Origin of the sequence: Bacillus sp. DX4.1, assembly GCF_030348195.1 — a bacterium.
GTDB lineage: Bacteria > Bacillota > Bacilli > Bacillales > Bacillaceae_G > Bacillus_A.
In genome coordinates this window covers 516,117-528,061 of the sequence record NZ_JAUCFT010000008.1, presented here as the reverse complement: position 1 = coordinate 528,061, position 11,945 = coordinate 516,117, and the positions used below count along the sequence as shown (strand labels likewise).

Sequence of the window (11,945 nt, the reverse complement as noted above, 5' to 3'; positions counted from 1 at the left end):
CTTTTTCATACCTTATCCTTGCAATTCTTTTTTTATATTCGCTGTTAGATCAGCCATACGTTTACGACTTTCTTCACGCTCACGTTTGTTTTGTTCTTCAATTTGCTGCGTTTCTTGCATACCCCTTGAAATAATATTCCATGTCTCTTCAAGTGTTTCCATTTTAATGCTAGAAGAGCCAGATAATCTTGCTACTTCTACACTTTGTGTTGCAATGTTCTGGGCATTTTTCTTCAATAGCTCATTTGTACGACGATCAAGTTCCGCCATTGAGTCTGCAACAAGCTTTTGACGTTTTGCATTTACCGCTTGAATGATACCATTTTTAAAAATAGGGATTGTCGTAATAAACGCCGTATTAATTTTACCGATTAATTTGTTGTTACCACGTTGAATCATACGAATTTGTGGTGCTGTTAATAAAGCAACCATACGCGCTTTCTCTAAATCATCAATGCGTTGCTCCAAAATTTCAACAGAGTTTCTCAGAGATTCTAATTCAATACCTGCTAATTGATCGTTGTTACGAACTCGTTCTTCATACATTGGAACTAGTTCTGTTTGCAGACGCTCTAGTAACATTTCCCCTGCAACGACATACTTCTCTAAGTCTAAATAATACTTTAAATTTTGTTCATATAGACCGTCTAACGTACCAATCGATTTCTTCATTTCATCTTGGTATTTTGTAATTTCCACATATACTTTATCCATTTCACGGCCCATCGTTTGATACTTACTAAAGATTTGTTCAATCATTTTATCTGCTTTTTTAAACATACGAGAGAAAAAGCCACTTTTTTCTTCCGCAAAATCTTTGCTATCAAATTTATCCATAATTTTACCGAGTTGCTTTAGTAACTCCCCAGAATCTTCTATCTTAGATAAAGACATCGTATGTAAAATTTGATCTGCGAAACGAGAAATCTCCATTGAAGGTTCTTTTCCAAGTTCAATTAACTCTAATTGATCTTTAATATCTACTCCATTATAAATACGTTGCACTTCAGTATCTTGTCTAAGCTGCAAGCGAACATCTTGAGCTGTTTGTTCATTTAATTCAGTTTTTGGATCTAATACGATTGGATTATTATTCATGTGTCATTCTTCCTTTCTTTATAAAAACGGACGGAATAGCCCTTTTATAGTTTGTGATAGATTTTTGTATGAAGATGGACCATGATATTCAAGATCAAAGCTTACTTCTTCGAGCCAATGAGAATCAAATGCTCCTGCTTCAATATATGGTTCAATATCATTTCTTCCTGTCGGATTAAAATGTAAAACATCAATTCCAATTTGATTTAAAAATAGTAATACCACCGCATCCGAACGAGTTAATTCACCGCTCTTTTCATTGTTAAATACAACGATTTTCGGTACTTCCTGTGAGTAATCAAATTTTTCTAGTAGCTCTAAAATCTTTGGTGGAATTTGCGAAAGTTGTGCAAATACGTAGAGTGCTGTCTCTTGCTTGGTTTCCTTGCCAACTGGCTTACAAAGTTCACTTTCGCATGTGTGAATAATCGCTTCTGCAATTCCATGCTGTAACCCTTCAGGCAAACGCTTATGTGGCCACCAATGACTGTTCACAATCTGATCGGGATGAAGATTCCCAGCCCGGTCTAATGCGTCCCGATAATGAAATTGAAAGTTTGCTTTTTGTTCTTTTGTAAATGGGAATGTATTGATTAACAAGCTGTTATCAAAAGATGTTACTGTCTTCAAGCGTTGGAAATATTCTTTATCATTTTTTGAAACACCCGACACTTTTGCAAATAAAGATGGAATATAAATATGTTTATTTTCGACAAAGAATGTCGGACGAATAAATGCCTTTTCTTTCGTAATTAAAAATAGTTCATCATATGTTGTCTTTAACGTACGTGCAACAGGTGTATACGAACGAAATTGCCACGGTTTGTACAATAGAGAATTATCATGATGAAGCACTTGTTCAATTTCTTTTGATGCTTGATAAGCTACCGTTGCAACACGTTCACGTCGTTTATCAGGAAACGGCTCTAATGAAATATGGCCCGGATGAGAAATAACGAATGTTCTTTCTTCCTCATCAACATTCTCAAAACCATCTTTTCCTTCTGGATGATAATATAAAACATCACAACCAAGCATAATAAGGAAATATAAGAAGTATATACGGCTTTCCTTTGCATCACCGTACCAAACGATGCGAGGCATTTGCTTCTTATAATTCATTGTGGAAAACCATTTTGCAACGTAGTTCTCACTTAATTTAATGATATCAATTAAAAAACGACGAAATCCTTCCGTTTTTAATGATTGATTATGCTGCTTCTCATACAATTTTAATACAGAGATAAAGGTTGTATGGATATAATGTTGTAAATCAGGATTCTCTACTTTCGGTAATAACTGTTTTCCTGACAAATGTGCCACAAGACGGTTTACAGTAAGACCATTCGGTTGTTCTTGATGCAGTGTAAATATTTCTTGAATGTGCTGAAGCTTCTCAGAATCAATCACTTTATTTAAATTTTGTTCATGTAATACAGTAATTCCTTTTGCTTCACTATAATCAAAAAGTTCATTGAAATATTCATCTACATCGTTTGGAACACCAAGAATACGACAAGCAATATAACTAAATTGCATACTGTTCTCTGCCATTTCATAATGTGGCCGTTTTTCTAAAATCATTTCAAATTGTTTCAAATCTGCTTCTTCTTTTAGTGCATGTGGATGAAGTGCAAAACGCGAAAACACGACAATTCACCTCCAAAAAACATTTACTTTTTTTCTGAAGGCCAATGACCTTCTCTTTTATTATAAACTGCCCATTTGATTTTAGGTTATAAAAAATGGGCGCTCGTATAACGAGCACACCCATTTCAATTATTTATCTTCTTTTTTAGTAGCCGCAATCTCTTCACGGGCTTGTCCAGAATTTCGCATATAATGCAAAATAAATGTACCAGCAAATGCAATAACTAAAATAACAAAGAAAACTATGTGACTAATTTCAATACCGAATACAGATAATAACATTTTCGTGGCAATAATTAGAATTAAAATATATGCTGTCGTTTCAAGCTCTGGAATACGCTCTAGTAATTTTAAGAATACACCTGCAATACCACGCATCATTAAAATACCAAGCATTCCACCTAATAGTAGAATCCAAACTTCATTGGAAACACCAAATGCTGCAAGAACGCTATCTACAGAGAACGCAATATCCATTAACTCAACCATTACAACTGTTCCCCAGAAAACACCAAACATTCTAAAGAGAATACTGTCTTGCTTCATCTCATGTGACTCTTCCTCGTCATTATTCCCTTTTCTCTTATCAATAAAGTACTTCACTGATAGCCATGCAAGATAAAGTGCTCCGAGTACTTTAACCCACCATAATTTGATTAAGAACATCCCAATTCCAATCGCAATAAAGCGGAAAACATAAGCACCAATAAGTCCATAAAATAATGCCTTTTTACGTTTTTTCTCTGGAAGATGTTTTACCATAACAGCTAATACAAGTGCGTTATCGGCAGATAATAAACCTTCAAGCACAACAAGTGTACCAATTAATCCCCAAGATACAGGATCTTGCAATACTCTAATCCACATGTCCAAATCAAAAAATTGGGCATACGTATCAAGAATTCCCTGTAAAATACTCATCCTACCATTGACCTCTATTCTTTGCTAGATTTATAGAAAGGCGAAAAAAGGAAACGAAGTTCGTTCCCTTCTTATGCATCCAAGCCGTAGGCTCTTACAAGAGCACCTAATCCACCTTGGAAGCCACTTCCTACTGCGTTGAACTTCCACTGTCCATTATGACGGTATAATTCACAAAAGACAACTGCTGTTTCAATGGAGAAATCTTCCCCTAAATCGAAACGGAGAACCTCTTCATTTGTCTCTTCGTTTGCTAAACGAGCAAACGCATTGGCAACCTGTCCAAAGTTTTGGTTACGGCCTTCTGCATCATAAATGGTTACTGTAATTGCAATTTTGTGTACATCCGCTGGTACTTTACTTAAATCAACAACAAGTTGCTCGTCGTCTCCGTCCCCTTCACCTGTACGGTTGTCACCTGTATGTAAAACCGATCCACAAGGAGATTGTAAGTTGTTATAGAAAATGAAGTCTGTTTCTTTCGTACACTTACCATTTGCATCTAATAAAAAGGCCGATGCATCTAAATCATAGTCTGATCCACCATCATATTCCTTAATATCCCAGCCAAGACCGATAACTGCTTTTGTAAGACCTGGGCTTGTCTTGCCTAAATCAATTTTCTGTCCTTTTTGCAATTGAATGACCATGTATATTCACCTCTAATGTTATGATTTGTAAAAATGTGTCCATCAGCGAAATGAAAATTTCACTGATGGACGTTTCTTCTTAATTACTCAACATCTAAACCAAAGTTGTTACATAAAGAACCTAGTCCGCCTTGGAATCCACTTCCAATTGCATTGAATTTCCAGTCACCAGCATGACGATATAATTCACCGACTACAACTGCAGTTTCAATCGAGAAGTCTTCTCCTAAATCGTAACGAATTAACTCCGCATTTTTCTCTTCGTCTAAAATACGTACGAATGAGTTAGATACTTGTCCGAAGTTTTGGCTACGACCTTCTCCATCGTAAATTGTAATTGTGAAGCAAATACGTTCAATATGTGCAGGAACATTATTTAATTCCACTTTAATTGCTTCATCATCGCCTTCGCCATCGCCCGTACGGTTATCTCCTAAATGTTGTACCGAACCATTTGCACCTGTTGGATTATTGTAGAAAACGAAATCTTCTTGACCTGATACTTTACCGTTTGCACCTACTAAGAAAATACTAACGTCTAAATCGAAATCATGTTGTCCATCATAGCGGTTTGTATCCCAACCAAGACCAACAAGAACTTTAGAAAGACCAGGGTTTGTTTTTGTTAAGTCTACCTTTTGTCCTTTTTTTAACGAGATAGCTGCCATATAATATTCCTCCTTGAAAATAGTATTATTGATAACGCGATACAATTTCGCTTAAATTTTTATCTTGTGTGCCTTCTCCAACTGCAGAAAACTTCCAATCATTTCCTTGTCGGTATATTTCTCCTGCAACCAATGTTGTTTTTCCAGCGTAATTGTTTGATAAATTATAACGTGCTAATTCTTCACCTGTTTGTGGATTTTGAATGCGAATATACGCATTTTGAATCATGCCAAAATCTTGACGACGGTTAACACAATCATAAATATTTACAACAAATACTAAACGATTAATACGGCTTGGAACTTTATGCAATTCTACGAACACTGTTTCGTCATCGCCTGCACCTTCACCTGTTAAATTATCACCTGAATGAATAATGCTTCCACAAGCAGATAGCTTATTTCCAAAATAAACAAGATCATTCTTATTTAAAAAACGATCATTTTCTAGCATAACCACAGACGCATCACAATCGACGCTTGGTTTGCTTCCAAGTAACGAAGATAAAAATCCACCTGACTGTGCCATCGGATCCCATCCTAGGCCAACCTGTAATTTTATTAATCCTGGTTGCCCTTTCGTTAAATCAATCTTCTGTCCTTTTTCTAAAATAATAGGCATGAAGTTTCTTCCTTTCTTCAAGATATTTTCCTACTGGGAAAATATTGTATTCTTCTTCTATATTGTAGCATTATTTGTCGATTGAAAAAAAGAATAAATTTTCAATTATATGAAAACATTCATTGTATTTATTCATGTTGGTGTAAGAAGTGATAAATCGAACCAATCATTCCAGCATGATTGCGATTGTGTGCAAGAGTAATCTCGCAATTTCTATAAAAATCAGGCTGCAAATACTTTTGCACTCCTTCTTCCACTTCTTCTAAAAACTTTATACCTCTTGCCGTAATACCTCCACCAATAATAATCGTTTGCGGATTGAAAATATAAGCAAGGTTGCTAATCCCAATAGCTAAATATTTAAAGAACACTCCAACAGCTTGCACAACTTCTTTATCATTCTCGTCATACAGCTGAAAAATTGTTTTACCATCCCAGTTTCCTTCGCCCTTATATTTCTCCACAAGACGAATTAATCCTGAAATAGATGCGATTGCTTCAAATGGCTTTCCTTCTATTAACATGTTTCCCCATTCACCAGCACTAAACGAATGTCCTCGATATAATGTATGATCAATAACAATCGCTCCACCAATTCCCGTTCCAAGTGTAAGCATAATAAAATTTTTCTTCTGTCTTCCTGCCCCTTGCCATACTTCTCCGAGTGCAGCACAATTCACATCATTTTCAATCGTAACAGGAACTTTAAGTGCGTATTGTAACCTATTCACAATCGGAATACCAGCATAGCGTGGAATATGATCCACGCCGCCAGTTATCATTCCCTTGTTGATGTCAACAATTCCTGCTGTACTAATACCAACACCAAAAATAGCATGCCGCTTCATTACTTCTTGAGACAAACAAATTAGCTTGTGAACAATTTGTTCGCCTCCTAAAGAAGCCTCTGTTGAGACAACTTGATGTTCCAATAACATACCTGTTTCCGAAACGATTCCATATTTAATCTGTGTACCACCAACATCAAATGCAATGTATTTTTTCATCCTGCCGCTCCTTCTAACAGTATGAATCGAGTTATCCCACATTAACGGGCAGTAAAGCCCCCGCTAATGAAAACTTCACTTTATTTTAATAAGAGTTTGCAAGATTTACAGAACCAGCTTTTACATACACACTGTTATATGCCGTATCATCTGAAACCAATTCATAATATGCACCATAGGGCGTTTGAACTGTTTGCTTAATAGCCACCATTATATTACGAGAAGCTGAACCATTTTGATCACCAGCTAAATTTTTGTATACTGTTGAACCTTCCTTTAATGTTCCAAGTCGGTATTTATTTAAATCCTTACTTCCATTCGTTGCATCCAATCTATACATAAGCGATGCAATCTGTTGTCCCCAGTTTTCATCACTTGCATACATAACATTCATACCTTGAGACTTATCACCTAAATTTCCACCATTATATGTGTTTCCGCTTGGCGCTAAATAGTGCTTATCAATATAAGCTGCACAGAAATCAATTCCTTCTTCCCATGTTTTAAATGAAGCTGCTCCGTTATATGGATCTGAGTCTATCGCTCCAAATCCAAATAAGTTTTTCTTTTCTTGTGCAATATGACTCGTTCCCCATCCAGATTCTAAAATAGCATGAGATAACAAGTATCCTGCATTCATCTTATATTTTTCTGCTGCCTGTACAAAATATTTTCCCAATCCAATAAGTGGACTATCAGGACGCACTGTACGTAAGAAATCATCTATTTCTTTTCCTGTGTATGAAGAAGTTACACGTAATGGCATATATTCAAAGTATTGATAACTATCTTGTCCACCGATTTGTGTTTTATCAAACGCTTCATAACGTTCGCCTTCTTTTAAATGTTTTGGTGCATTACCGATTTGATACGTTGTATATTTTCCAGTCGAAGGATTATATACATAATGATATAATTTCCCATTTTTTGCTGAATAATATGATGTTGCAGCACCCGTCATTGTCGGATGTAATGTTACATCATACATATTCACGTACCCAGTTAACCCATCGATTTTCACATGGATACGATTGCCTACAACTTTCACAAACTTCAAATCTGCCCCACCTTTTACATATGTAAGGGTCTTACCATTCGCAATATCATAAATATTAATTACACCATTCGCACGAACAAATCCCTGCTTCATATTCACAACTTTACCGTCGCTCATAATATAAGCATCCTCTTTCAGATTGTTCATAATTTGCTCAGCTTCTACCTCATTCGATTTTTGAATCTTTTGTGATGAAGTAATAATTTCATAAGACGAAGAGCCTTGTTTTATTTTCAAAAATTGTAATGAGACATAGCCCTCACCACCATTAAAACGAATTTTCGCCCAGCCATTCTCTTTGCCAATTATCGTAACAGTTTCTCCATTTTTCAAATGACCAATGGTTGCCGTTGTGGTAGATGGACCTTTGCGAACATTTAATAACGAAGCATTTACAACTCCTCGTTCTTCTGTCACTTCCCCAGGGTTTGTCGGATTTGTAGAATCATTACCAATCTTCACAAACTCTAACGAAATGTAGCCTTCTTTTCCTTTATAGCTTATTTTCGCCCAGCCGTTTGCTTTTCCTAAAATCGTTACTTTTTCACCTTGTTTTAAGTTTCCTAGAATTGCACTACTTGTATTCGCTTCACTTCTCACTCGTAAGCTTGTTGCGGTAATTGTTCCACTTTCCTCTGTAACATTTTCTCCAGGTTTCTCTCCTTGGTTTCCTGCTTCGATTTTCACAAACTCTAACGAAATGTAGCCTTCTTTTCCCTTATAGCTTATTTTCGCCCAGCCATTTGTTTTTCCTAAAATCGTTACTTTCTCACCTTGTTTTAAGTTTCCTAGAATTGCGCTGCTTGTATTCGCTTCACTTCTCACTCGTAAACTCGTTGCAGTAATTGTTCCACTTTCCTCTGTAACATTTTCTCCAGGTTTCTCTCCTTGGTTTCCTGCTTCGATCTTCACAAACTCTAACGAAATGTAGCCTTCTTTTCCTTTATAGCTTATTTTCGCCCAGCCATTTGCTTTTCCTAAAATCGTTACTTTTTCACCTTGTTTTAAGTTTCCTAGAATTGCACTACTTGTATTCGCTTCACTTCTCACTCGTAAGCTTGTTGCGGTAATTGTTCCACTTTCCTCTGTAACATTTTCTCCAGGTTTCTCTCCTTGGTTTCCTGCTTCGATCTTCACAAACTCTAGCGAAATGTAGCCTTCTTTTCCTTTATAACTTATTTTCGCCCAGCCGTTTGTTTTTCCTAAGATCGTTACTTTCTCACCTTGTTTTAAGTTTCCTAGAATTGCGCTGTTTGTATTCGCTTCACTTCTCACTCGTAAGCTTGTTGCAGTAATTGTTCCACTTTCCTCTGTAACATTTTCTCCAGGTTTCTCTCCTTGGTTTCCTGCTTCGATCTTCACAAACTCTAGCGAAATGTGGCCTTCTTTTCCTTTATAGCTTATTTTCGCCCAGCCGTTTGCTTTTCCTAAGATCGTTACTTTCTCACCTTGTTTTAAGTTTCCTAGAATTGCGCTACTTGTATTCGCTTCACTTCTCACTCGTAAACTCGTTGCGGTAATTGTTCCGGATTCTTGCGCACCACTATTAATAGTTGGTTGTTGCTTTGATCCCGATGGTTTTGATCCTTCCGCATTCTCACTAATTTTCACAAACTCTAACGAGATATAACCTTCTTTTCCTTTATATTCAACTTTTGCCCAACCATTTGCTTTTCCTAAAACTGTTACCTTTTCACCTTTTGTAACATGTCCAAGAATTGAACTTCCTAAAACAGGACTATTCCGAACATTTAAACGTGTCGCTGTAACGATACCATTTTCTTTTTGTTCGCTATTAATGGTTGGTTCTTGGTTCGTTTCAACTGGAGTCTGTGTTCCTGCTAGTTTTAAAAATTGTAGTGAAACATAGCCTTCTTTCCCATCATGAGAAATTTTCGCCCAATCTTTTTCTTTCTCTAAAACTTTTACAGTCTCCCCTTGCTTTAAATGCCCAACAATTGGGCTTTGTGTTGTAGGTTGTTGACGTATATTTAAATTTGTTGTATTTACTGTCGCTGAATTATCATCCTGTGCAAAAGCATGAGTGGAAACAAAAGATGCTGCTGTTGCTATAAATGTACCTGCTATGATTTGTTTTGTTGTTTGTTTCATATGCTTATCCGAATATAAACGATGTTATATCCTTCAACCCTCCTTTAGTACAAATTAGTCTACTATTTATCTTAACATATCCTCCTTCATTCATTTTCTAAATATAATTATTCAACTTTTGTAAACAAACTACCCCCCACCTAACTTCTTTGCTTCTTGCAGAACTTTGAGGTGGGAGTATTACTATCCCGCGAATAGCGGGATAAATATTTTTGAACCAGTATGTAAAATGGACCCTCATCTCGAATTTTATCAAATCGAGATGAGGGTCCATTTTAAAACCTCTATACATATCAAGTAAAAAAAATTTGGATTACGACTGCAAATGATCGTACTGTTATTGTAAAAAAAATGAACCAACTTTAACTATAACAACTTGTTATCCATTTTATTATGTCAGGAACGCTCCAAAACAATATATTACCCAAGCGGTGCTTATTAAGAAAAAACATTATCTCCAAACCGCACAAGCTAACTATTTGTGCATGAAATGTTTAATAAGCCTTCCCCCAATACACCATATGCTTTGCTTCTTTCCCGCAGCACACGCAGTGCTCTGCTACTTGTTCTTGTTCAAATGGCATACAACGCGATGAAACGCCCGCCTCTTCTTTCAATTTTCCTTCACAAGCAAGCTCGCCACACCACATTGCTTTTATAAAGCCTTGCTTTTTCTCTGCAGCTTGTTTCATTTCTTCAAAAGTAGTAACGCTATATGTGTTTTCATCACGAAATACTTTTGCCTTTTGTAAGAGAGAATGATGAATCTCATCAAGTAACGATGTAATGCGTTCTTCTAATTGATCCATTGATACAAATTCTTTATCTTTCGTATCCCGCCTTACAAGCACAACCTGATTTCTTTCAATGTCTTTTGGACCAACCTCTAAACGAATTGGTACACCTTTCATTTCGTACTCATTAAATTTCCAGCCCGGTGTTTTGTTACTTGCATCGATTTTTACACGGGCCACTTTTTGAATTTGCCCTTGCAACTCGGCTGCTTTTTCTAACACACCTTCTTTATGCTGCGCAATTGGTACGATAATGACTTGTACTGGCGCGACTCTTGGTGGCATAACGAGTCCGTTATTATCTCCATGCACCATAATAAGTCCGCCGATCATTCTCGTCGATACCCCCCAAGAGGTTTGGTGTGCATATTGCCACTTCCCATTTCGATCCAAAAATTTAATATCAAATGCTTCAGAGAAATTTGTACCAAAGTTATGGGACGTACCTGTTTGCAACGCTTTTCCATCATGCATTAAACTTTCAATCGTATACGTTGCTTTTGCACCTGCAAATTTTTCTTTCTCTGTTTTTTGTCCTTTAATAACTGGAATTGCTAAATAATCTTCACAGAAAGAAGCGTATAGATTTAAAATATTCAGTGTTTCTCGCTGGGACTCTTCTGCTGTTTCATGAATCGTATGACCTTCTTGCCATAAAAATTCAGTTGTACGAAGAAATGGTCTTGTCGTTTTTTCCCAACGGACAACTGAGCACCATTGATTATATAACTTCGGCAAATCATTATAAGACTGTACAATTTTTGAAAAGTGCTCGCAAAATAATGTTTCTGACGTTGGACGAACACAAAGACGTTCTGCTAACTTCTCGTCTCCTCCATGTGTGACCCATGCTACTTCCGGTGCAAATCCTTCCACATGATCTTTCTCTTTTTGTAATAAACTTTCTGGAATAAACATTGGCATATACACATTTTCATGACCAGACTCTTTTAGCTTTTCATCCATCACTTTCTGCATATTTTCCCATAATCCATATCCGTACGGACGTAAAATCATACATCCTTTCACACTTGAATAATCAACTAGCTCAGCTTTTTTTACAATATCGGTATACCACTGAGCAAAATCTTCTTCCATTTTTGTAATCGCTTTTACTTGTTCTTTTGCCATATCTATGCCTCCTTTAGAAAATAAAAAAAGCCCGCGTCCCCAAATAGGGACCGAGCTTTTGTCGGCGTTACCACCCTGATTCATATACAAATAAATTGTACATGCTCTCTTCTTGATAACGGGAAATTCCCGCTGCAAATGCAGAACGCAAAGGTAGGTTCCATATCGCCTTTTAAGAATCTCCCAGCCTAACGGATTCTCTCTCTGCAAAAAGATGTGACATGTACTAATCCTT

Annotated in this window: 9 protein-coding genes, 1 pseudogene and 1 other annotated feature (1 of these 11 only partly in view); of the genes and pseudogenes, 1 reads left to right on the top strand and 9 read right to left on the bottom strand. The window is 36.6% G+C overall.

Annotated features, from left to right (window positions below):
- Nucleotides 1-12 precede the first annotated feature (12 nt).
- The 8 genes from QUF99_RS06020 to QUF99_RS05985 all read right to left on the bottom strand — a co-directional run bounded on the left by QUF99_RS06020 (nt 13) and on the right by QUF99_RS05985 (nt 9,785).
- Entirely contained in the window at nt 13-1,098 is a 1,086-nt protein-coding gene (locus QUF99_RS06020) for a toxic anion resistance protein (RefSeq protein WP_289369040.1), read from the bottom strand.
- A gap of 18 nt (nt 1,099-1,116) precedes the next feature.
- The gene (locus QUF99_RS06015) at nt 1,117-2,748 is read right to left on the bottom strand and encodes a YceG family protein (protein ID WP_289369039.1); all 1,632 of its coding nucleotides are present in this window, start codon (nt 2,746-2,748) and stop codon (nt 1,117-1,119) included.
- A gap of 129 nt (nt 2,749-2,877) precedes the next feature.
- The gene (locus tag QUF99_RS06010) at nt 2,878-3,669 is read right to left on the bottom strand and encodes a TerC family protein (protein WP_289369038.1); all 792 of its coding nucleotides are present in this window, start codon (nt 3,667-3,669) and stop codon (nt 2,878-2,880) included.
- Between the two features lie 71 nt (nt 3,670-3,740).
- Nucleotides 3,741-4,319: a TerD family protein gene (locus QUF99_RS06005; protein ID WP_289369037.1), complete on the bottom strand. Its 579-nt coding sequence runs from the start codon at nt 4,317-4,319 to the stop codon at nt 3,741-3,743.
- Between the two features lie 83 nt (nt 4,320-4,402).
- On the bottom strand, nt 4,403-4,987 hold the full coding sequence (locus QUF99_RS06000) for a TerD family protein (RefSeq protein WP_289369036.1): 585 nt from the start codon (nt 4,985-4,987) through the stop codon (nt 4,403-4,405).
- 25 nt (nt 4,988-5,012) lie between these two features.
- Complete coding sequence (locus QUF99_RS05995) at nt 5,013-5,609, bottom strand: TerD family protein (RefSeq protein WP_289369035.1); 597 nt, start codon at nt 5,607-5,609, stop codon at nt 5,013-5,015.
- Nucleotides 5,610-5,737: 128 nt separating this feature from the next.
- Nucleotides 5,738-6,616, bottom strand: coding sequence for an ROK family protein (locus QUF99_RS05990; RefSeq protein ID WP_289369034.1), 879 nt, complete (start codon nt 6,614-6,616; stop codon nt 5,738-5,740).
- An 85-nt stretch (nt 6,617-6,701) separates the two neighbouring features.
- Complete coding sequence (locus QUF99_RS05985) at nt 6,702-9,785, bottom strand: SH3 domain-containing protein (RefSeq protein ID WP_289369032.1); 3,084 nt, start codon at nt 9,783-9,785, stop codon at nt 6,702-6,704.
- Between the two features lie 285 nt (nt 9,786-10,070).
- On the opposite strand from QUF99_RS05985, the pseudogene QUF99_RS05980 reads away from it, so the two are divergent.
- Nucleotides 10,071-10,222 (top strand): annotated as a pseudogene (locus tag QUF99_RS05980) (sortase domain-containing protein); the annotation flags it as partial.
- Between the two features lie 57 nt (nt 10,223-10,279).
- Here the strand turns inward: QUF99_RS05980 and proS are convergent.
- The gene (gene proS, locus QUF99_RS05975) at nt 10,280-11,710 is read right to left on the bottom strand and encodes a proline--tRNA ligase (protein WP_289369031.1); all 1,431 of its coding nucleotides are present in this window, start codon (nt 11,708-11,710) and stop codon (nt 10,280-10,282) included.
- Between the two features lie 42 nt (nt 11,711-11,752).
- Nucleotides 11,753-11,945, bottom strand: a binding site (T-box leader) (it continues 15 nt past the right edge of the window).